Source organism: Aequorivita echinoideorum (assembly GCF_018476645.1).
Classification (GTDB): domain Bacteria; phylum Bacteroidota; class Bacteroidia; order Flavobacteriales; family Flavobacteriaceae; genus Aequorivita; species Aequorivita echinoideorum.
Genome location: NZ_JAHCTB010000001.1, coordinates 440975 through 461779 on the forward strand (window position 1 = coordinate 440975; position 20805 = coordinate 461779).

A 20805-nucleotide genomic window follows, 5' to 3' on the forward strand; every position below is an offset into this window, starting at 1 on the left:
ATCTTTTTTGCGCAGTAAAGAGATAACAGTTTTATTGACTGCGAATATTAGAGGAATGGTATAAATTTTAAGAATGGCGAAGTTTACAGAAGACGATTTAAAAAAAGAACTCGAAAATAAAGAATACGAATATGGTTTCTATACAGATATTGAATCTGAAACCTTTCCCGTTGGTCTTAACGAAGAGATAGTTCGAGCCATTTCCCTTAAAAAGGAAGAGCCCGAATGGATGACGGAATGGCGCCTGGAATCATTTCGATATTGGAAGGAAATGGTAGAGCCGGAGTGGGCAAATGTTCATTACGAAAAACCTGATTTCCAAAATATTTCATACTACAGTGCGCCCAATAAAAAACCGAAATACAACAGCATTGATGAAGTTGATCCAGAGCTGTTGGAAACCTTCAAAAAACTTGGGATTTCACTTGAGGAACAAAAGAAACTGGCTGGAGTTGCTGTAGATATCGTTATGGATTCCGTTTCCGTGGCAACAACTTTTAAAGACACACTTGCCAAAAAGGGAATTATTTTCTGTTCCATTTCTGAAGCAATAAAAAACCATCCCGAATTGGTTAAAAAATATTTGGGAACCGTAGTCCCGCAGCGAGATAATTTCTATGCCGCGCTAAATAGTGCCGTTTTTAGTGATGGTTCTTTCTGCTATATTCCAAAAGGGGTGCGCTGCCCTATGGAGCTTTCCACATATTTCAGAATAAACCAAGCGGGTACTGGACAATTTGAACGAACCCTGGTTATTGCCGATGAAGGCAGCTATGTAAGCTATCTTGAAGGCTGCACCGCACCAAGCCGTGATGAAAATCAATTGCACGCCGCAGTAGTAGAATTAATTGCGCTTGATAATGCAGAAATAAAATACTCAACCGTACAAAACTGGTTTCCAGGCAATAAAGAAGGAAAAGGTGGAGTTTATAATTTTGTGACCAAGCGAGGTCTTTGTGAAAAAAACGCGAAGATTTCTTGGACGCAGGTGGAGACCGGAAGCGCGGTAACGTGGAAGTATCCTAGTTGCGTACTCAAGGGTGACAATTCCATCGGGGAATTTTACTCCATTGCTGTGACCAATAATTTTCAGCAGGCAGACACCGGCACGAAGATGATACATTTGGGGAAAAATACCCGAAGCACGATTATTAGCAAAGGTATTTCAGCGGGAAAATCACAAAATAGCTACCGCGGATTGGTCCAGATAAGCCCCCGAGCAGAAAATGCACGTAACTTTTCGCAGTGCGATTCACTGCTAATGGGCAACAATTGTGGAGCACATACATTTCCATACATTGAGGCAAAAAACAAGACCGCAAAGGTAGAACACGAGGCTACCACCAGTAAGATTGGTGAAGATCAAATTTTTTATTGCAACCAGCGTGGGATCGATACCGAAAAAGCAATCGCACTCATTGTTAATGGTTTCAGCAAGGAAGTCTTAAATAAACTCCCTATGGAATTTGCCGTTGAAGCCCAAAAACTTTTGGAAATAAGTCTCGAGGGCTCTGTTGGTTAATTTCTTAAGAATACTTAAATCAAATAAAATTTCTTTTCAAATGAAAAAAATCCTTTTGCTTTTTTTGATTTCGATGGCAATTTTTTCCTGTAAAAATTCAGAAGAAAAAAATGCGGATGCAGAAATAGTTGAAAATTCAGATAATTTGAAAACCTATCAAGGCGAATTCATCTATTCCGATGATGCCAGCGTTTTAATGGGAAAAAATTTCATTTACGGGGTCTCGCGCAATTCAAAAGCCGAGGAGCTAGCAAAAAGAGTGGACGCCGTAAAAAACGATCCGTATGATATGGTTGGCGTCTCCGTAAAGGGCGTAGTATCAAAAAACAACTCAAACGAAAGTCAATGGGAAGAAGTAATCACCATTAGTGAAATAGTAAGTGTGAGCAATACACCTTCACAACCAGACGTAAAAATTGAAGAAAAAAAGAATTAAAATGTTAAAAATAAAAGACTTACAAGCCGGATTAGAAGGCAAAAAAATATTGCAGGGAATCAATCTCGAGGTAAAACCAGGCGAAGTGCACGCAATTATGGGCCCCAACGGATCCGGTAAAAGTACTTTGGCATCGGTTATTGCTGGCAAAGAGGAGTTTGAAATGACAAAAGGAGAAATCACCTTTGAAAATGAAGACATTACAGAATTGGATCCAGAGGAAAGAGCCCACAAGGGCATTTTCCTATCCTTTCAATATCCGGTGGAAATTCCCGGTGTTTCGGTTACCAATTTTATAAAAACGGCTATTAATGAAACCCGAAAATCCAAAGGTGAGAAAGATATGCCAGCTTCAGATATGCTGAAAATGATAAAGGAAAAGGCAGACCTTTTGGAAATTGACCGTAAGTTTTTGTCGCGTTCCCTAAACGAAGGTTTTTCTGGCGGCGAGAAAAAACGAAATGAAATTTTCCAAATGGCGATGATGGAGCCAAAACTTGCCATTCTTGATGAAACCGACTCGGGATTGGATATTGATGCGCTAAAAATTGTGGCAAATGGCGTAAACAAATTGAAAAGTAAAGACAATGCTGTAATTGTAATTACACACTATCAACGACTTTTAGATTACATCGTCCCAGATTTTGTCCATGTTTTAATGAATGGAAGAATTGTGAAATCCGGCACCAAGGAATTGGCTTACGAGCTGGAAGAAAAAGGCTACGACTGGATTAAGGAGGAATTGGTATAATTAATTTGAAGTTAAGAGTTCACGATTCAAGTTAAGTTTGAATCCTGAATTCTGAGTTTTGAATTCTGAATTAAAAGAAATGAGCTTTAAAGATAAATTATTATCATCATACATTGCCTTCGAGGATTATCTGGAAGCGGATTCCCCATTGCACGATCTTCGGAATGAGGCAATCAAGAATTTTGAGACTAAAGGTTTTCCTACTAAGAAAGATGAGGCCTGGAAATACACCTCTCTTAATTCGCTTCTGAAAAAGGACTATAATATTTTTTCAAATAAGGAAAAAAATGTAGAGCTTAAAAACGTCCGTAAATATTTCCTTCACGAAATTGACACATACAAAATCGTTTTCGTGGATGGCGTCTATAATTCATTTTTATCAGAAACTACGCACGATACACTGGATGTTTGCTTGCTGTCTTCGGCATTGAATAAAAGCAAATACAAACCAGTGATTGAGGCCTATTTCAATAAAATAGCGAAGGACGATAGTTTGACTTCCCTAAATACAGCTTTTACAAAAGAAGGTGCCTACATTAACATCCCCGCGCACAAGGAAGTGGAAAAACCCATTGAAATAATCAATTTTTCTACGGGAAATGAGGCTGCCATGTTTTTGCAGCCACGTAATTTAATTGTTGTGAGTGAAAATGCGCACGTCCAGATTATTGAGCGCCATCAAAGTCTTTCGGAAAATGAAGTTTTAACAAATTCCGTTACCGAGATTTTTGCCGAAAAACGCGCCTATATGGATTATTATAAAATCCAGAATGACGCTGAAACTGCTTCGTTAATTGACAATACGTATATTTCACAGGAGAGGGAAAGCGTTTGTCGCGTACATACGTTTGCCTTCGGCGGAAATATGGTACGAAACAACCTCAATTATTTTCAAAAAGGGGAGCGTTGCGATTCTACCTTAAAGGGAATCACTATTTTGGAAAATAAGCAGCACGTAGATCATAATACTTTGGTACACCACATTGCGCCAAATTGTGAGAGCCACCAAGATTACAAAGGCATTTTCGCCGAAAATTCTACCGGGGTCTTCAACGGAAAAATCATTGTTGAAAAAGATGCCCAGAAAACGGATGCATTTCAGCAGAACAATAACATATTAATTGACGATAAAGCAACGATAAATGCAAAACCGCAACTGGAAATTTTTGCGGATGACGTTAAATGTTCGCACGGCTGTACCATTGGTCAGTTTGACGAGGACGCCTTATTTTACCTGCGCAGTCGCGGAATTGGATTGAAGGAAGCACGCGCTTTGTTGATGTACGCATTCGCCAATACGGTTATTGAAAGCGTAAAAATTCCTGAATTGAAAGTGCGAATAAATAAATTGATTGCCAATAAAATTGGGGTTAGCTTAGGTTTTGAGCTTTAAGTTTTTTGCTTCAAATTATTGGTGCTTTTAATTTCTTTGATTAAATACAATAAATATGAATTTAGAGGCTAGAAAAATAGAATTTGTAAAGGAGTTTTTAAAAATCCAGAGCGAAGAAGTGATTGCCAAATTGGAGAAAATTTTGATGAAAGAGAGTAGATTCTATTCGGAAAATAATGAGTTCATACCTATGACCGTTGAGGAATTTAATGACCAAATTGAACGCTCCTTGGAAGATTCCGAAAATAATAGAGTAATTAGCGCAAAAGATCTCAAAGAAGAAATAAAAAAATGGCGCTAACCGTTTTTTGGACCAAATTTGCAAAAGAAAAACTCGCAGAAATTTTTGAATATTATAAGGCGAGGGCTGGAAGAAATGTTGCCCAAAAATTGATAAACGAAATTATCGATCACACTGAAGGATTAGAATTAAATCCAACCATAGGTCAAAAGGAAGAACTGCTTTATGATTTTCCCAACCAATTCAGATATTTAATTTTCAAGCACTATAAAATAATTTATTGGATAAATTCCGCTAAAGACAGAGTCGATATTTCCCATATTTTCGATACAAGGCAGAATCCTTTTAAAATAAGAGAAATAAAATAATTATTTACCAATTGATTAAATTTTAAAATGCCCTTCAACATCCAAAAAATCCGTAAAGATTTTCCAATCCTAAAACGAAAAGTGAACGGCTATCCACTCGTGTATCTGGACAATGCCGCAACTTCGCAAAAACCGCAGCAGGTGATTGATTGCATTGTAGACTATTACAGCAATTACAATGCAAATATTCATCGTGGGGTGCATACACTTTCGCAGGAGGCAACGGATGCGTATGAAATATCAAGGCAGAAAATTCAAAAACATTTCAATGCAAAAAATCCATTTGAAATAATTTTCACCTCCGGCACAACCCATGGAATCAATTTAGTAGCGCAAGGTTTTTCAGAATTTTTAAAAGAAGGTGATGAAATAATAGTTTCGGCTATGGAGCATCATTCAAATATAGTCCCGTGGCAAATGCTTTGCGAGCGCACAGGCGCCATTTTGAACGTAATACCTATGAGCGAGCAGGGAATCTTGGTTTTTTCAGAATATGAAAAAATGCTTTCCGAAAAAACTAAATTGGTATTTGTGAACCATATTTCAAATGCGTTGGGCACCATCAATCCCATAAAAAAAATCATCGAGAAAGCACACGAAGTTGATGCTGCCGTTCTTATAGATGGCGCGCAGTCCTGCTCCCATATAAAACCGGATTTGCAGGCGCTGGACGTTGATTTTTATGTAACCTCAGCCCATAAAATGTGCGGTCCCACAGGGGTTGGCATTCTTTATATGAAAGAAAAATGGGGTAACAAACTTCCGCCCTACCAAGGTGGGGGTGAAATGATTGCGGAAGTCACTTTCGAAAAAACAACGTATGCCGGGCTTCCACATAAATTTGAAGCCGGCACTCCCAATATCTGTGGAGGCATTGCATTTGGCGCAGCTATTGACTATCTTAATGAAGTTGGCTTTCAAAATATTGAAAAACACGAAAATGAATTACTGGCATACGCCACAAGCGAATTGCTTAAAATTGAAGGATTAAAAATCTATGGAACGGGACCGGACAAAACCTCAGTAGTTTCATTTAATATTGAAGGAATCCACCCATATGACATCGGCACTATTGTAGATAAAATGGGCATTGCCGTAAGAACGGGCCACCACTGCGCTCAGCCCATTATGGATTTTTACAAAATTCCCGGGACCGTGAGAGCTTCATTTGCTTTTTACAATACCATTGAAGAAGTAGATATATTGGTTAATGCCGTAAAAAAAGCTAAAATGATGTTAAGTTGATGCGTGTTATATTATAGATAACGGAAATTAGTCTGAAATTTTTTTTAAACTAACTCTTTCTTTAAAACTATTAAAAACACAAATTATGAAAACACTAGCTACCATTTCAACACTTATTATTGCGCTCATTTTTACAAGCTGTGACGAAACCAAAAGAGTAATAGATGTTGCCGGAAGCGTTCAACTATCAGGGACGTACACGGTTTCAACCATTAAAGGCAATGCCGTTGGCGCCACCGCTCCCACGCTTACATTTTCCGCTCTGGACAAATCGCTACGCGGAACAACGGGCTGTAATTCGGTTTTTGGCAATTACACATTGGATCTTTACGCAATAGATTTTGCTGATTTGGCTGTAAGTGAAAAAGCTTGTACCGACAAAAAATTAATGCAGATGGAACGTAACTTTCTGGATGCTTTAAAGGAAACGGGCTCTTATTCCATCGAAAACAATACGCTTATGTTTTATTCGAAAACAGATAGAAGTGTTTTGTTGACCGCAACAAAGAATACAAACGGATAATTGATAATGAAGATTGAAGAAATACAGGAAGAATTAATAAGCGAATTCGCGATGTTCGATGATTGGGTGGAACGTTATGAATATATGATAAGTTTGGGTAAAACCCTTCCGCTTATTGATGAAAACCTGAAAACTGAAGACAAATTAATAAAAGGATGCCAAAGCAAGGTGTGGCTCAATTCTGAAATGAATAATGGCAAAGTACATTTTACCGCAGACAGCGATGCCATTATCACAAAAGGAATTATAGCCATTTTGATCCGTGCATTTTCAAATCAAAAACCGCAGGATATTATAAATGCAAATACTGCCTTTATAGATGAAATAGGGCTCAAGGAACATCTTTCCCCTACCCGCGCAAATGGTTTGGTATCAATGATCAAACAAATGAAGCTTTATGCAGTGGCTTACCAAAGTCAATTAAATAGTTGAATAAAATGAAGGAAGAAATAGATATGACCGAACTCGGGGAAAAAATCGTAACTGTTCTAAAAACCATTTATGATCCCGAAATTCCCGTAGACATTTACGAATTGGGACTTATTTACGATGTATTTGTAAACGAGGACCGCGAAGTAAAAATTTTGATGACTCTTACCACGCCCAACTGCCCAGTTGCAGAAACGCTACCGCTGGAAGTGGAGGACAAAGTAAAAACTCTTGAAATGGTAAAAGATGCTGAAGTAGAAATAACGTTCGACCCACCGTGGAGCCAAGAATTAATGAGCGAGGAAGCGAAACTGGAGTTGGGAATGCTGTAAAAAAGTTTTCTGCATTCAGCAAGATTTTTCAGAAAAACAAATCAATAATCTTATTACCAAATAACTTTTAAAAAGTGTCTGAAGAAATTATAAATCGTGTAGCCAACAGTAAATTGATAACTTTTGATCTTGAAAGCTATTATCCCAATGGCGAACGCGTTGCGTTTGATATTTCTGGCTGGTTGATGGAAGGTATTGTGCTGCGCGAAAGTGATTTTCGCGAAAAGGCAAATGCACACAATTGGGAACAATATCAAAATAAATACGTTGCACTCCACTGCAGTACCGATGCTATAGTGCCCGGGTGGGCCTACATGTTGCTTTCACTGCATTTATCGCCTTACGCTAAAAAAATTTCCGTGGGAACTTTAGAAGAAATGGAAAGTATTCTTTTTGCTGAAATTCTTCAAAAAATCGATTTTTCACAATACGAAGGAAAACCGATTATCATTAAAGGTTGTTCCCACAAACCTGTTCCAAATAATGCGTATGTCATGGCCGCCCAAAAACTCCAACCTTTTGCCAAAAGCATTATGTATGGCGAGGCTTGCTCTTCGGTGCCACTCTTCAAGAGAAAATTATAAGGTTAATTTAAGAGTACAAATTTTTTCATTAAAAGACGAAACCAGTACTTTTGCCAAAAATTTATAATTTCAAAAAAATGAAAAAATTTGTATTTCTATCCGTTTTATTATTTTCCACATATATAGCTTCGGCACAGGACGCTACTGAAAATGATAGTATTGTAAATGGCTGGAAAACGGCTGGAAATATTTCGCTTCTCTTCAATCAGGCAGCATTCAACGCAGAATGGACCGGTGGGGGTACTTCAAATTATGCGGGAAACCTTACCTTAACATATGATTTTAACTATCGAAAAGACAAATTGACTTGGGACAACAGGATTTTGGCTGATTACGGTATCACCAAAAATAGGGACGAGGAATTCTCCAAAAAAACAAACGACCGTTTGGAATTGAATTCAATTTTGGGTCAACAAATCAATGACACCAATTGGTATTACTCCTTTTTTGTCAATTTCAAAACGCAATTTGCTCCGGGTTATGAATTTGGTGAGGATGCAGATGGCAATGAAACCCGTACGGAAATTACCCGCTTTATGTCTCCCGGCTATTTGCAATTTGGCCCCGGTATCCTTTGGAAGAAAAATGACAATCTGAAGGTAAACATAGCCCCAGCAACGGCCAGATTCATATTCGTGAATAGTGATTTTACAGCTGTAGACACAACGGTTGATGGCGCTTTGGAAGCTTATAATGAAGATAAATATTTTGGTGTTGATGCCAATGAAACCAGCAGGTTTGAGTTTGGTGCATCCATTTCTGCGTATGCTAAATTTAAATTGATGGAGAATATTTCAGCTGAAAATATTCTGAATTTATATTCAAATTATCTCGAAGACCCACAAAATGTTGATGTGGACTACACCTTAAATGTTGTACTGAAAGTAAATGACTATATTTCTTCAAACGTAACATTTCAAGCCATTTATGACGATAATGCCGTAAAGGGTTTCCAAATTAGGGAGGCGCTTGGCTTAGGGCTTACGTATGCGTTTTAAAAAGTTTAGAAAATTTCTTAACAACTAGTTATTTTCAATAATCTATTTACTTAAATCTCTTCATCCGTATATTCATCGTAAAGAAAATTATTATAGGGGAATCGTGTGGTGTGGATTTCCTTCACTTTTTCATACACCAATTTTCTGAATTCGCTGAAATTTTCTTTGTTCAATGCTGAGATAAAAATGGCGTCACCGTTCAATTTTGCCATCCAAGTTTGCTTCCATTCTTCCAGTGTGTAGTGAGCTTTGGTTTTTTCGGTCATTAAATCATCAGCATCGATTTTTTCAGGTTCGTATGCATCAATTTTATTAAAGACCATAATTGTAGGCTTATCGGCGCTGTCTATTTCCTCTAGAATTTTATTCACGGAATCAATATGGTGCTCAAAGGATTCGTGGGAAATATCAACCACGTGAAGCAACAAATCTGCCTCTCGTACTTCGTCGAGCGTACTTTTAAAAGATTCCACTAGTTGGGTGGGCAATTTTCGGATAAAACCAACAGTATCTGTGAGCAGAAAAGGGAGATTGCCAATCACAACTTTCCGAACGGTAGTGTCCAAGGTTGCGAATAATTTATTTTCGGCAAAAACATCACTTTTGCTGATTACGTTCATCAAGGTAGATTTGCCCACATTTGTATACCCTACCAACGCCACCCGAACCAATGCGCCGCGATTGCCACGCTGGACTTCCATTTGCCGGTCAATTTTTTTCAGTTTGTCTTTAAGCAAAGCTATTCGGTCCCGTACAATACGTCTATCGGTTTCAATCTCCGTTTCACCGGGACCACGCATCCCTATACCCCCACGCTGGCGCTCCAAGTGCGTCCACATACCAGCCAGTCGTGGCAATAAATATTGATATTGGGCAAGCTCAACCTGCGTGCGCGCATAACTGGTCTGGGCGCGCTGCGCGAAAATGTCTAGAATTAAATTGGTTCTATCTATTATCTTGCACTGAAGAATTCTTTCAATGTTTTTTTGCTGTGCAGGCGATAGTTCGTCATCAAAAATGGCTACACCTATATCATTTTCATCAACAAAATTTTTTACTTCCTCCAGTTTACCCGTTCCTATAAATGTTTTGGGGTTTGGCACCTCCATTTTTTGGGTGAAGCGTTTTAATACTTCTCCTCCGGCGGTGTAGGCTAAAAATTCAAGTTCGTCTAAATATTCTTGGGATTTTTCTTCGTCTTGATATTGGGTTATTAAACCAATCAGAATGGTTTTTTCGTAAGAAATATCATTTTTCTCCAGCATATATTTGTTTAAAATTTTTTATTATTTCATTAAAGTAAATATACAAACCTCTCCAAGCAAAATATCTATCATTTTTTTTTATTTTAAAATAGCATACAAATCATTAGATGTTTAGACTTTTAAATCTTTATAATGCAAATCTTTTCGATTATAAGAAATTTTAGATACCATGCATACATAAACAAAAAACCGCTTCAAAAATGAAGCGGTTTTTTATTATAAAATGTAGTCTGCTTTTTATTGTACCGAAATATTATCTACTTGATAGGTAGTTGTAACGCCAGAGTCTGAGCCTACATACTTAAACCTGATATACACTACTTGACCAGCGTATGCGCTAAGATCAATATTTCCAGAATTGGTAAAGTTTTCTGGATAGCCGCTTGTACTTCCTTGGGCAATTGTTGCGTTAAGGTCTGTCCAAGTAGCATTGGTAATATCACCATTGTAATCCGTAGAAACAGAAACCGTCAAGGCATCGCCATTGTAGAAACCATCTTTTGTATCAAAATTCAATGTTGCAGAGGTTTGATTCTGGAGGTTAAGACCTGGAGTGATCAACCAAGCTTCGTATGGGTTTTCATCAGAATTGAATGCAGAGGTCTGTGCATATTTATTTGAGCTGAACTCACGTACTTCCCAAATTCTTGCACCACCGTTCACATTAACGTTGGTCCAGAATTCAATATTTACAGCGGCTCCAGTCCCAGCAGATTGTCCTTCAAAATTCTCCATAAATGGTAATTCTACCACACCTACTTCAATGGGGTCTATTGCACATCTATCCCCCGTTAAGTCAACATCCTCAACATCTCTAATGAATAATTGGTATGTGCCATTGAAAACGCTGGTAATGGCGGTCAACGTTCCATTTCCTGTAGGCAATGCAACGCATCTGAAATCTGCAAAACCGCTATTTCTTACCACTATTGAATTGTTTTCACAATCCTCGATAACTCTGTTTTCACTGAAAGTGCTATCACAGTTAGCATACGTATCTCCATTGAATTCGCTCAAAAATTGAACGTTTTCAAACTGAACCAAGGTGCTCAAACGTGCATCACTTAATGCTTGCGAAATTGGAATAACGGTAGGCACTAGCGTTTCAGATTCAAGGGAACGGAAAATTCTGTTTTCGAAATCCTCAACACTTATACGGCCTATTTCGTCACCACTCCGTGTTCCAATTGTGGGAAGACCTGCAAATTCTCCGGTATAAAGACCATCAACTCGAAAATAGATTTTTCTTCCCGGCTCATATTTAGTGTAAAGATCTACTGCCTCCGTAGAAATTGCGATACCTGCTGTTGGATTTTCAGGCGCATCCTGTATAATTAAAGTCTTAAAGAAATTTCCAGACTCATCGCTAGAAACAACATACGCTTCAATGAAAAGAGGAATGTCAGAATCTGCTCCCAATTCTACTGGCTCAAAGCCATCGTATGTACTTTTTAATAATGCGATGGTAAAATTAGGCTCAATATCCGGTTCAACACTCGTAATTTCTGGTGTTCTAAAATCATCATCCTGTACGCAAGATGTAAGTATCATTCCTACAATAAATAGGAAACTTAGGAATTTCAATTTTTTTAAATTTTTCATGTGTACTCTATTTTTCTTTCTTTTTTATTAAAATCTAACGTATAAATTTAGGTAATAGGTGGCTCCATAGCCATAAAAATATTTGGGACCAAAAACTCTGGTCTCTTTTGAAGTATCTTCAACAAGTTCGCGATAATTTGCTACTCTGCCCTGCTCAAATCCTCCAGTTTTGTAAACTTTGTCGAAAACGTTATTGATGGTTGCAAAAAATCCAACATAATAATCATCAATTTTCCAAGACTTACCGCCCACCACGTTTACAAGAATGTAATCGTCAAATTTCTCCTGTCTAAGCAATTCCCTTGCCACAGCTGGATCATACTCACTAAATGGCTGTTGATCTGAATCCAAATATAAATTCTGGGTTCTGGTTATAGGCGCTACATCTATATACGCGTTTGAAAAGTAATTGGTTGTGGCACCAAACCACCAAAAATCCGGATCGCGGTACTCAAACCCAAGTTGATACGCTTGCTGTGGACCTCCTGAAATCTTGTAATCCTTCAAAAATGCCGTACCCACATCCAAACGGTTAGGGTTTGCGCCATCAGAGATAACATCATCTGAAGTTAAATATAGATTTGGATTATTTGCATAGGTATATTGACCGTACGATCCTGCAGCTTTCAACTTAACAGTGGTTGTTACTTGAGCTTCCAATCCTAATTCAGCACCTAAAAATCTTTTATCAATTCCAGAAAGAACTTCCTGCACAAACGCGTTGGAAACGTTTCTATTTGTGGATGAAATTCCATCTGCATAATAAAAAGCAATTTCTGTTGCGTCTTCCTGTTTGGTATAAAAACCTGTCAATCTACCCTTGAGGAAAGTAGAGCGGTAGATGTAGCTTGCATCAAAGTGCATAGATTTCTCTTCGGTAAGTCCGTCCACAACATCATTATTCTGTCTTGAATTTGAAAATGAATTTCGCACTGTGGGCGCATCTGTAAAGTAGGCAGCATTAGCATCAAAAAAGTTTCTGCCGGAAAGTTTATAGGTAGCACCCCCTTTAGCACCATAGGTTGTGAAATTCAATTTTTCACTCTTCCCAAAAGAATTGTCCGGGAAACTTCCGTTGCGGTATAGTCCGTTTCTTTGATATTCGGTCTTTCCAACATTTCCAGACAAATAGAAATCAACTTTGTTATAAGTGAATTGAGCCTGTGCAAAACCAGAGTATACCGAAGCATCAATTTCGTAGTTATATCTAAATTTATCATCTTCTCCCACAATTCTGTTTGGCTCATCAAGATTGTTTTGCTGTGCAATACCAAAATTGAATGTGTCTATATCCAAGTAACCATTTCCGCCCAAAAGGTCAATCATACTAGCAAAGTTGTCGCTGTTCAATTTCCTGTAGTTAAGCGCGGCGTTGATGGAGACGTGGTCTGTCAATTTTGAAGTAAAATTGGTGTTTGCCATCAATTGGTTGTCATCGTTTCTATCTTCGTATAAATAATATCTTGAGGTTCCACCGAAGAAAATGTTGGTTTCATAAATATCATTCCAATCTATTTGGCCATCTCTGGTGAAGGCTCTATTTGCTCTGAAGGCACCTTCAAAATCTGGTCCGTCCGGGTTACCTAAATAAAAACTTGGAAGGTACTGATAGTACGTTGGGTCCGGATTGGGCGCATTGTCAAATCCCAAACGGCTGTTACCGATAGATCCAAATTGATACGCCACATTTGTATTCAATCTTGAATTTTCAGAAATATCCCAATAGTGGTTAAGCATTACAATAGGCTCCTTTACTTCTTTAATGCGTGAGTTTCGAATTTCGCCATCCTGCATGCCCCAATATGGATTGTATTCCACACCTTTTAAGTCAATAACTTCCTGGGTATTTGGCGCAGATTTTCCTCTTCGGTTTGGCGTGTAAATTCCTGTAAAGTTTAAGCTATGATTTTCGTTTAATTTCTTTTCAATCGAAGCAAAGAATGAATTGGAGTCGTAAAGCGTTCCATCATAAAAACCTTCTTTACCAAATCTTCTCGCAGCCAAGACCGTATACGCCCAGCCGTTTTGCATCAATCCACTACTGTATGATCCCATTACGCGACCTTGGTAGCTTCGGTTTGAAGTAGCATAACTTACACGGCCACCTTTACGATATTGCGATGCGCGCATAATCATGTTGGTTGTTCCGCCCAAATCCCCAAAGGTATATTCGTTCGCTTGGGTACTCATTGTAAACTCTTGGTTGCGCTGCACATCGTTAATTCCACCCCAGTCTGCCCATTGTGGTCTTCCGTCGTAGATTTTGTTCATCCTTACACCATTTATAAGTACAGATCCATTTTCAGAATCGTAGCCTCGTGGTCTAAAAAATGTTGCACTAAAATCAAAAGCCGCGGCATTCAGAAATACATCACGTGATGCCTGAAGCAATCCAGATACACTAAAGGATGTACCCTCATCCTCATTAAGCTCGTTGTCTGAAAGACTTATAGTACCTATTTGTGCCTCAAGTGCCTGTACATCCACCTGTAATAGAATAGGATCCAAATTTACGGGAACATTGTTTTGGATGGTCACGGGAATCGTTAAGGTAACGTAGCCCACTTTTGAAATTTCCAAGACCTGCTCGCCCTGCGGTAGGTCCGTTTGTGTGAAAGAGAACAGACCTTCTGCATTGGTCTTGGTGGTGTAAATACTTTCTTGGATAGAAATCTCCACATCCGGAACAGGTTCACTGGAGTTGTCATCTATCACCCGTCCTTTTACAACTGCATTCTGCGCAAAGGCAGATGCCGAAAGCAATAATACAGTGCAAAAACTAAAAATGAATTGTTTCATTCTAAATGGTTTTCTTTTTTTTGTGATTAAATAATTGTTATAAATCGGCTGCAAAACTACATTTTTTCGTTCAAATTCCTACTTTTGGCCTCGCTATTGCTAAAACTTTACTAAAACTTAATATTGAAGATTAAAATGAAGCTATTCTATTACTCTTTGTCCGTCTACTTACTGGCCTTTTCAACGGTTTTCGCACAAAAAGAAAAAACATATAAAGTAAATACCGTTGCATTTTACAACGTTGAAAACTTATTTGATTACGAAGATGACCCACTTATTTTTGATGATGACCGCACTCCAGAAGGTAAAGATCACTGGACCAAGGAAATTTACGAGGCAAAATTGGCCAATATGGCCAAGGTAATATCAGAAATCGGGGAAGATGTTACCGGAAATTCCCCAGCCATCATTGGCGTTTGCGAAATTGAAAACCGCCGCGTCCTCGAGGATTTATTAAATGAAAAGCCTCTGGTGAATAAAGATTACGGCATCGTGCATTATGACAGTCCAGACAGGCGCGGGATTGACGTGGCACTTTTATACCAAAAAGGTCTTTTTACTCCTACAAATTCAAAATCGTACGAGTTAATGATTTATGATGACGAAGACCGAAGCAAACGCGTTTACACCCGCGATCAATTATTGGTAAGCGGAATGCTGGATGGTGAAAAAATACACGTAATCGTTAACCATTGGCCTTCTCGAAGCGGAGGCGAGGAACGCAGCAGACCTAAAAGAATTAAAGCCGCCGAACTCAATAAGCAAATTATCGATTCGCTTTACAGTGAAGATCCCTACGCAAAAATCATTACCATGGGAGACCTCAACGATGATCCCATAAGCCCAAGCGTAAAGGATGTGCTTAAGACCAAAAATGAGCGCGAGGATTTAAAAATGAAGGAATTGTACAATCCCATGGAGAATATGTTCAAGCGTGGTATGGGAACGCTAGCCTACCGCGATGGATGGAATCTTTTTGACCAAATTATCATTTCCAGCGAACTTGCCAAAAAGGATTTTTCAACGTACAGCTTTTACAAGGCCGGAATTTTCAATAAAAGTTATCTGGAAACGCCGCGCGGGCAGTATAAAGGCTACCCTTTCCGAAGTTTTGTTAGCGGGTACACCGGTGGCTACAGTGACCATTTTCCAGTTTACATCTATCTTATTAAAGAAAAATAATTTCAAAAATTAAAACCAAATTAAAACCCTGCATCCATGCGGGGTTTTTTTATTGAAAATAAATATCTTGAAACCTATTTATGAGTATAAAATTTCTCTATATAATATGCTTGTTCTCGCTGCAGTATACTTCGGCCCAAAAAATCTTTCAAAAAGAAATTTCTTCGGAAGGAATAAATACGGTAATAATCAACGATGATTTTATTTCTGAAATAAAGGTTCTATCAACAAAACTGAAAAATATAATCATTGAAGCAAGGGTTTCCGGTGAAAACGAGGAAAATGTGGTAATCCAAGAAATTTTTGAAGGTTCCAAACTTTTTATTTCGGCTGCGTTTATGCCATTTTTTGAAGCCGAGGACGATAAACTCGCGGCACATAAAATACTTTCGGTTTCATTACAGATTCACATTCCTGAAAATTTTACAATAAAAATAAACTCAAAAAAAGCATCGGTTTTTACAGTTGGCAATTTCGAAATAATTGAAATGGGACTGGAAGAAGGCAATTGCGTCCTTCAAAATTTCAAGGGAAATGCCAAGTTGCAGACCAAATCCGGAGACATTACTGTATACGCCAAAGAAGGAGTTTCCGCGGAAGCGATTTCAAAAAATGGCTCAGTGCAAAACCAACTTCCGAAAAAGAGAAAATTCCACATAAAAGCTGAAAGTATCAACGGCAGTATTATGCTGTTGATAACCGAATAATATTGCTATTTTTGCCATCGCTATTGAAACCCGTTATGAGCCTGAAAAAAGCTACAGTCATCATTATATTGATTCTTTTGATTGACCAGATATCAAAAATCTACATAAAAACAAATTTTATGTTAGGCGAGGAAGTGCCTGTTTTTAATTGGTTCCGCATTTTGTTTGTTGAAAATGAAGGTATGGCTTGGGGCGCAAAAATCCCAGGACAGTACGGCAAGCTTGCCCTTACGCTTTTTAGAATTGTTGCCATTGCGGGAATTGGCTATTGGCTCTGGGATTCTGTGAGAAAACACATGCCCAGGGTACTGATTATTTCAATCGCATTTATTTTTTCCGGAGCGCTCGGCAATATTATCGACTCTGTTTTTTACGGAATTATCTTTAACGACAGCTACCGTCAGGTTGCCACCTTGTTTCCGCCAGATGGTGGTTATGGTACGCTCTTCCACGGAAAAGTGGTAGATATGCTCTCGTTCCCACTCTGGGAAGGCTATCTTCCGGAATGGCTTCCATTTTGGGGTGGCCAGTGGTTTACATTTTTTGATCCCGTTTTCAATGTGGCAGATACGGCCATAAGCATTGGCGTGGGTATTCTTTTGGTTTTCAACAAACAAGCTTTTCCGAAGAAAAAAATGGAGGATACCATTGCTGAAAAAAACCAAGCTGAAGTCAACCGTGTGGAGCGAGAAGATTGAAGGGATAGCCAGGAATATTCCTCAATACCCAATACAAAACTGCCAGCCCGAAATATCCATAAATAAATAGCTTGCTGTAAAAAAGCATAAATCTATACCGCGTTCCAAAAATCCAATTGGAGAGCGTGATTGCCAATCCATAAACTACCAGTGGAATAGAGAGAACCATTAGCGGATTAAACCGAAGTGCGCCCAGAATATTTCCGTGAAGCAATAAATGAACGGCCCGTTGCGAACCGCATCCCGGACAATAAAATCCTGTTGTGTAATAAATGGGGCACGACGGAAAAAAATGAAATGAGGGATTGAAAAAATAATATACAATTAAAAAGCCCCCAAAAACAAAGGCAATGAGGGCTATTTTTAAAATTTTAGTAGTTTCCACTATCCATCAACGCGCCGCCAATTCCTATAAAAAAGAATAACACAAAATACAGAACCCAAACAATAACGGCAGCCACTGCGCCCCATATTGCCCATTTTTTTGCTTCATCAGCAGCTCTTTGGGCTCCTGCGGTATCACCCATCGCCCACAACTCCTTTACTTTGGTCGATTTTATAATTGAAACTATACCTAAAGGAAGGCAGCAAAATATGGTGCAAAGTATTGCCCAAACTAAATGGTTATCGGGCGGTGTGCCCATTGGCTGTTGGTTGTTGAATGTTTCCATTATTTAAATTTTGTTGGTTACAAGGCTAAAGATAAGTTGATATTTTTAAAATTGATACGTTTTTTTTGGCGTCACGCAAAAATGGAGCGGGACATCCGTTACTTCGGAAAATATTCTTTCTTCAGCTTCAAAGAAGGAAAGACCGACAAATATTGAGTCTTCACGACAACTGGAAAGAAAACGATCGTAAAATCCCTTTCCATATCCCACACGTTGACCGGAATGATCAAATGCCAACAATGGCACAAAAATCACTTCCAGGCTTTCCGAGGAAACCTCAATGCCAGTAACAGGTTCCGGGATTCCATATTTTGAGACTGCGATTTTTGTATTTTCCTGTAGCAGTATTTGCTTCATATGCCCTGTTGAAAAATCAGATTTTGAGACCACCACGCTTTTATCTTTTCCCTGTAAAATGTGCAAAAGGTATTCCGTATTCACTTCTTTTTTATCTATAATGGGAAGGAAAATATGATAATAGGTTTTATCCCAAATGGGAAGCTTAAGGGCATTGTTGGCAATTTCAAGGCTCCATTTTTCTATGGAATCTTCAGAAAGTGATTGCCGAAGCGCTTTATATTTTATACGAAGCATTTCTTTATTCTCCATAATATTCAGAAATAAGAATTGCATCAATCCTCTCTTTCCCCATCCTCTGTTTTGGCAGAATTTAAAGTTGAAATATGGAAAATGGCATCGCCTTGATTAACAATAGGTGACTGATTTATATTGATGATATATCCTTCATTTGGAGCGGTAACCTTAAAGCGCATTTTGCCATAGGGGTCTGTAATAGTTGCCAAAAACTCCCCTTTTTCAACGTGTTTGTTGCATTCCACTTTTACGTGCAAAAGCCCACTGCGGAATGCACGAATCCACTTACTTTTTTGAATGATAACGGTTTTGGAATGCGGTTCTGGCGCAGAATGCCTTACACCCAGCATATCCAAATGTTTTAAGAATCTCATAACACCATCCACACCTTCCTTTACAATATATTTATTGCTTTCACGGGATTTTCCGCCTTCAAAAAGAAGAATGGGAATATTCATTTTTGCGCATGTGTTTCTGTAGGATTTCTCAATGGTGCTTGAAAAAAGCGTAAACGGTGCATTGAAAACCTTTGCAAGCTCAAGCAGTTTTTCATCGCCGGGCCTTACCCTGATTTGTGCAGCGTTGAACCTGCTGGCCCCACCGGTGTGAAAATCCAAACAATAATCAGCGTGCGGTAAGACTTTTTTGCTGAAATGAAAAGCAACCCGACTTGCCAAGGATCCCGTTTTTGTTCCCGGAAAAACACGGTTCAAGTCCCGCCCATCTGGAAAGGAACGCTCACCGTTCAAGAAACCGAAAACATTTAAAATGGGAATGCAGATAATGGTACCACGCTTTGGCTTGTTTATTTTTTTGGCAATCAATTGCCGAACAATTTCCACCCCATTGATTTCATCGCCGTGAAGGGCGGCGGTAATGAGCACCGTAGGTCCGGGATTTTTTGAACGTTCAATAATGATGGGAATTTCAACTTTGGTGGAAGTATAAAGCTTCGCGATGCTGAAGTCTATAACCTTGCTTTCCCCGAGGGCAACGTGCTCGTTCAATATTACAATGTCCCGTTCCTCCTTTTTCGCCATAGCTATACGTTTCGCTCAATATATTTTATGATTGAATTTGCAATATCCTTTCCGGTGGCAGTTTCAATTCCCTCCAATCCCGGGGATGAATTCACTTCCAAAATAAGAGGCCCGCGTGCAGATTGCAGCATATCTACCCCGGCAATACCCAGCCCCATTGCTTTGGCGGCCTTTAGCGCCGCAGTTTCTTCCTCATCAGAAAGTTTAATGACGGTAGCCGTTCCGCCACGGTGCAGGTTGCTTCGGAATTCCCCTTCCTTTCCTTGACGCTTCATTGCGCCCACTACTTGCCCATCTACTATAAAGGCCCGAATGTCTGCGCCCCCGGCTTCCTTTATAAATTCCTGCACGATTACCCGCGCCTGCAAATTGTTGAATGCTTCAATAACAGATTCTGCGGCCTTTCGAGTTTCGGCCAAAATCACACCGATACCTTGCGTGCCTTCCAAAAGTTTGATAATTACGGGCGCACCCCCAGCCTGATCCACAATTTCCTTTACGTTTTTGGAATAATTCGTAAAAACGGTTTTTGGCAAACCAAGTCCCGCGCGGGAAAGTACCTGCAAGCTTCGCAATTTATCCCGGGAGCGTACGAGAGCCTGTGATTCCGTAGTGGTGAAAACACGCATCATTTCAAACTGCCGCACTACCGCTGTGCCATAAAAGGTAACGGACGCTCCAATTCTGGGTATGATGGCATCGGTATGGTCTAGCTTATGGCCCTTGTAATAAATTACGGGGTTTTTCTTTTCAATAACAATATCGCACTTGGCGTGGTTTATCACTTCCACATCGTGCTTTCTTTTTTTGGCGGCCTCTACCAGCCGCTGGGTGGAATATAAATGGCTGTTCGCCGATAGAATCTTAATGTTCATTTTTGGTTTTTAGTTTAAAAGAAAGGTTTGTTTTGTTGATGTCCACCATATATTTTTTACTCAGGAATTTTCTACCCAAAAGTACCGGAAAACGCATTTCTTCCCTATCGCTCAGCGTTAAATAAATAGGCTGGGTTTTTCCGAAGAGCGTTATCTCAGTCTTGATGCGATAGCGCGCCGCGCTCTGGCCATTGCTACTGCGCACCACCTTTACGTCATATTCGTCAAATATAATTTCCTTTTCGTGATAACTGGGATGTTCCTCATCCAGAAAGTTGCATTTCAAAAAATTATCCTCAATCTTCACATTCTTGCAATGTATGGAGGAGGTATAGGCCCCGGTATCTATTTTCACTTCAATATCAAATAAATTTAGGAGTGGGAAATCTGCCTTGTCTATTCTTCCTATGTTTCTTTTCAAATTTTTTTAGAATTTTATTTCGATAGCTATCGGAATTGCAATTTAAATAATAAAAAACCCAAATTGCAAATCGCAAATCGCAAATCACAAATCACAAATTGCAAATTGCAAATCGGAAATCGGAAATCG

Annotated in this window: 24 protein-coding genes; 15 read left to right on the top strand and 9 right to left on the bottom strand. The window is 39.0% G+C overall.

What is annotated here, in order from left to right; all coding sequences use genetic code 11:
* Positions 1-73 precede the first annotated feature (73 nt).
* From sufB to KIV10_RS02145, 12 genes are all read left to right on the top strand, one after another.
* Complete coding sequence (gene sufB / locus KIV10_RS02090) at positions 74-1522, top strand: Fe-S cluster assembly protein SufB (RefSeq protein ID WP_214111826.1); 1449 nt, start codon at positions 74-76, stop codon at positions 1520-1522.
* A gap of 40 nt (positions 1523-1562) precedes the next feature.
* On the top strand, positions 1563-1958 hold the full coding sequence (locus tag KIV10_RS02095; protein WP_214111828.1) for a hypothetical protein: 396 nt from the start codon (positions 1563-1565) through the stop codon (positions 1956-1958).
* Between the two features lies 1 nt (position 1959).
* Positions 1960-2709 (top strand): Fe-S cluster assembly ATPase SufC, encoded by a 750-nt coding sequence (gene sufC, locus KIV10_RS02100; protein WP_214111829.1) that lies wholly within the window; start codon positions 1960-1962, stop codon positions 2707-2709.
* 79 nt (positions 2710-2788) lie between these two features.
* Positions 2789-4102 (top strand): Fe-S cluster assembly protein SufD, encoded by a 1314-nt coding sequence (sufD, locus tag KIV10_RS02105; protein ID WP_214111830.1) that lies wholly within the window; start codon positions 2789-2791, stop codon positions 4100-4102.
* Between the two features lie 55 nt (positions 4103-4157).
* Positions 4158-4403, top strand: coding sequence for a hypothetical protein (locus KIV10_RS02110; RefSeq protein ID WP_214111831.1), 246 nt, complete (start codon positions 4158-4160; stop codon positions 4401-4403).
* Entirely contained in the window at positions 4394-4711 is a 318-nt protein-coding gene (locus tag KIV10_RS02115) for a type II toxin-antitoxin system RelE/ParE family toxin (RefSeq protein ID WP_214111832.1), read from the top strand. The genes KIV10_RS02110 and KIV10_RS02115 overlap by 10 nt, the downstream gene beginning before the upstream one ends.
* 27 nt (positions 4712-4738) lie before the next feature.
* Positions 4739-5956: an aminotransferase class V-fold PLP-dependent enzyme gene (locus tag KIV10_RS02120; protein ID WP_214111833.1), complete on the top strand. Its 1218-nt coding sequence runs from the start codon at positions 4739-4741 to the stop codon at positions 5954-5956.
* Positions 5957-6041: 85 nt separating this feature from the next.
* On the top strand, positions 6042-6479 hold the full coding sequence (locus tag KIV10_RS02125) for an META domain-containing protein (protein ID WP_214111834.1): 438 nt from the start codon (positions 6042-6044) through the stop codon (positions 6477-6479).
* Between the two features lie 6 nt (positions 6480-6485).
* Positions 6486-6911 (top strand): SufE family protein, encoded by a 426-nt coding sequence (locus KIV10_RS02130; protein ID WP_214111835.1) that lies wholly within the window; start codon positions 6486-6488, stop codon positions 6909-6911.
* A gap of 5 nt (positions 6912-6916) precedes the next feature.
* Complete coding sequence (locus KIV10_RS02135; protein ID WP_214111836.1) at positions 6917-7240, top strand: SUF system Fe-S cluster assembly protein; 324 nt, start codon at positions 6917-6919, stop codon at positions 7238-7240.
* 74 nt (positions 7241-7314) lie between these two features.
* Entirely contained in the window at positions 7315-7824 is a 510-nt protein-coding gene (locus KIV10_RS02140) for a DUF2480 family protein (RefSeq protein ID WP_214111837.1), read from the top strand.
* A gap of 77 nt (positions 7825-7901) precedes the next feature.
* Positions 7902-8822: a DUF3078 domain-containing protein gene (locus KIV10_RS02145; RefSeq protein ID WP_214111838.1), complete on the top strand. Its 921-nt coding sequence runs from the start codon at positions 7902-7904 to the stop codon at positions 8820-8822.
* A gap of 50 nt (positions 8823-8872) precedes the next feature.
* Here KIV10_RS02145 and hflX read toward each other — a convergent pair whose 3' ends face one another.
* The 3 genes from hflX to KIV10_RS02160 all read right to left on the bottom strand — a co-directional run bounded on the left by hflX (position 8873) and on the right by KIV10_RS02160 (position 14488).
* A complete protein-coding gene (gene hflX, locus KIV10_RS02150; protein ID WP_214111839.1) occupies positions 8873-10087 on the bottom strand; it encodes a GTPase HflX in 1215 nt (404 codons plus the stop codon).
* Between the two features lie 237 nt (positions 10088-10324).
* Positions 10325-11689, bottom strand: a complete 1365-nt coding sequence (locus KIV10_RS02155; protein WP_214111840.1) for a DUF5689 domain-containing protein — start codon at positions 11687-11689, stop codon at positions 10325-10327.
* A 27-nt stretch (positions 11690-11716) separates the two neighbouring features.
* The gene (locus tag KIV10_RS02160; RefSeq protein WP_214111841.1) at positions 11717-14488 is read right to left on the bottom strand and encodes a TonB-dependent receptor; all 2772 of its coding nucleotides are present in this window, start codon (positions 14486-14488) and stop codon (positions 11717-11719) included.
* Positions 14489-14623: 135 nt separating this feature from the next.
* On the opposite strand from KIV10_RS02160, the gene KIV10_RS02165 reads away from it, so the two are divergent.
* From KIV10_RS02165 to KIV10_RS02175, 3 genes are all read left to right on the top strand, one after another.
* Entirely contained in the window at positions 14624-15670 is a 1047-nt protein-coding gene (locus KIV10_RS02165) for an endonuclease/exonuclease/phosphatase family protein (RefSeq protein WP_214111842.1), read from the top strand.
* A gap of 80 nt (positions 15671-15750) precedes the next feature.
* Entirely contained in the window at positions 15751-16377 is a 627-nt protein-coding gene (locus tag KIV10_RS02170) for a DUF4097 family beta strand repeat-containing protein (protein ID WP_214111843.1), read from the top strand.
* 35 nt (positions 16378-16412) lie between these two features.
* Positions 16413-17075, top strand: a complete 663-nt coding sequence (locus KIV10_RS02175; RefSeq protein ID WP_214111844.1) for a lipoprotein signal peptidase — start codon at positions 16413-16415, stop codon at positions 17073-17075.
* Here KIV10_RS02175 and KIV10_RS13865 read toward each other — a convergent pair.
* Genes KIV10_RS13865 through KIV10_RS02205 form a run of 6 tightly spaced genes read right to left on the bottom strand, consistent with a single transcriptional unit; the run spans position 17050 to position 20676 of the window.
* Positions 17050-17460, bottom strand: coding sequence for a DUF2752 domain-containing protein (locus KIV10_RS13865; protein WP_317194695.1), 411 nt, complete (start codon positions 17458-17460; stop codon positions 17050-17052). The two genes, KIV10_RS02175 and KIV10_RS13865, sit on opposite strands and share 26 nt — an antisense overlap.
* Positions 17447-17746 carry a CD225/dispanin family protein gene (locus KIV10_RS02185; RefSeq protein WP_246516158.1) on the bottom strand — a complete coding sequence of 100 codons (300 nt, stop codon included), beginning with the start codon at positions 17744-17746 and terminating at the stop codon, positions 17447-17449. The genes KIV10_RS13865 and KIV10_RS02185 overlap by 14 nt, the downstream gene beginning before the upstream one ends.
* 45 nt (positions 17747-17791) lie before the next feature.
* Complete coding sequence (locus KIV10_RS02190; RefSeq protein ID WP_214111845.1) at positions 17792-18355, bottom strand: 5-formyltetrahydrofolate cyclo-ligase; 564 nt, start codon at positions 18353-18355, stop codon at positions 17792-17794.
* 23 nt (positions 18356-18378) lie between these two features.
* Positions 18379-19380, bottom strand: coding sequence for a succinylglutamate desuccinylase/aspartoacylase family protein (locus tag KIV10_RS02195; protein ID WP_214111846.1), 1002 nt, complete (start codon positions 19378-19380; stop codon positions 18379-18381).
* Positions 19381-19382: 2 nt separating this feature from the next.
* Complete coding sequence (gene rimK / locus KIV10_RS02200; RefSeq protein ID WP_214111847.1) at positions 19383-20255, bottom strand: 30S ribosomal protein S6--L-glutamate ligase; 873 nt, start codon at positions 20253-20255, stop codon at positions 19383-19385.
* Positions 20245-20676, bottom strand: a complete 432-nt coding sequence (locus KIV10_RS02205; RefSeq protein ID WP_214111848.1) for an ATP-dependent zinc protease family protein — start codon at positions 20674-20676, stop codon at positions 20245-20247. The genes rimK and KIV10_RS02205 overlap by 11 nt, the downstream gene beginning before the upstream one ends.
* Between the last annotated feature and the right edge of the window lie 129 nt (positions 20677-20805).

Excerpts from the sequence above, each read along its gene's own strand:
- sufB (WP_214111826.1), top strand. The coding sequence starts at position 74 with ATGGCGAAGTTTACAGAAGACGATTTAAAAAAAGAACTCGAAAATAAA.
- KIV10_RS02095 (WP_214111828.1), top strand. The coding sequence starts at position 1,563 with ATGAAAAAAATCCTTTTGCTTTTTTTGATTTCGATGGCAATTTTTTCC.
- sufC (WP_214111829.1), top strand. The coding sequence starts at position 1,960 with ATGTTAAAAATAAAAGACTTACAAGCCGGATTAGAAGGCAAAAAAATA.
- sufD (WP_214111830.1), top strand. The coding sequence starts at position 2,789 with ATGAGCTTTAAAGATAAATTATTATCATCATACATTGCCTTCGAGGAT.
- KIV10_RS02110 (WP_214111831.1), top strand. The coding sequence starts at position 4,158 with ATGAATTTAGAGGCTAGAAAAATAGAATTTGTAAAGGAGTTTTTAAAA.
- KIV10_RS02115 (WP_214111832.1), top strand. The coding sequence starts at position 4,394 with ATGGCGCTAACCGTTTTTTGGACCAAATTTGCAAAAGAAAAACTCGCA.
- KIV10_RS02120 (WP_214111833.1), top strand. The coding sequence starts at position 4,739 with ATGCCCTTCAACATCCAAAAAATCCGTAAAGATTTTCCAATCCTAAAA.
- KIV10_RS02125 (WP_214111834.1), top strand. The coding sequence starts at position 6,042 with ATGAAAACACTAGCTACCATTTCAACACTTATTATTGCGCTCATTTTT.
- KIV10_RS02130 (WP_214111835.1), top strand. The coding sequence starts at position 6,486 with ATGAAGATTGAAGAAATACAGGAAGAATTAATAAGCGAATTCGCGATG.
- KIV10_RS02135 (WP_214111836.1), top strand. The coding sequence starts at position 6,917 with ATGAAGGAAGAAATAGATATGACCGAACTCGGGGAAAAAATCGTAACT.
- KIV10_RS02145 (WP_214111838.1), top strand. The coding sequence starts at position 7,902 with ATGAAAAAATTTGTATTTCTATCCGTTTTATTATTTTCCACATATATA.
- hflX (WP_214111839.1), bottom strand. The coding sequence starts at position 10,087 with ATGCTGGAGAAAAATGATATTTCTTACGAAAAAACCATTCTGATTGGT.
- KIV10_RS02155 (WP_214111840.1), bottom strand. The coding sequence starts at position 11,689 with ATGAAAAATTTAAAAAAATTGAAATTCCTAAGTTTCCTATTTATTGTA.
- KIV10_RS02160 (WP_214111841.1), bottom strand. The coding sequence starts at position 14,488 with ATGAAACAATTCATTTTTAGTTTTTGCACTGTATTATTGCTTTCGGCA.
- KIV10_RS02165 (WP_214111842.1), top strand. The coding sequence starts at position 14,624 with ATGAAGCTATTCTATTACTCTTTGTCCGTCTACTTACTGGCCTTTTCA.
- KIV10_RS02170 (WP_214111843.1), top strand. The coding sequence starts at position 15,751 with ATGAGTATAAAATTTCTCTATATAATATGCTTGTTCTCGCTGCAGTAT.
- KIV10_RS02175 (WP_214111844.1), top strand. The coding sequence starts at position 16,413 with ATGAGCCTGAAAAAAGCTACAGTCATCATTATATTGATTCTTTTGATT.
- KIV10_RS02185 (WP_246516158.1), bottom strand. The coding sequence starts at position 17,746 with ATGGAAACATTCAACAACCAACAGCCAATGGGCACACCGCCCGATAAC.
- KIV10_RS02190 (WP_214111845.1), bottom strand. The coding sequence starts at position 18,355 with ATGGAGAATAAAGAAATGCTTCGTATAAAATATAAAGCGCTTCGGCAA.
- KIV10_RS02195 (WP_214111846.1), bottom strand. The coding sequence starts at position 19,380 with ATGGCGAAAAAGGAGGAACGGGACATTGTAATATTGAACGAGCACGTT.
- rimK (WP_214111847.1), bottom strand. The coding sequence starts at position 20,255 with ATGAACATTAAGATTCTATCGGCGAACAGCCATTTATATTCCACCCAG.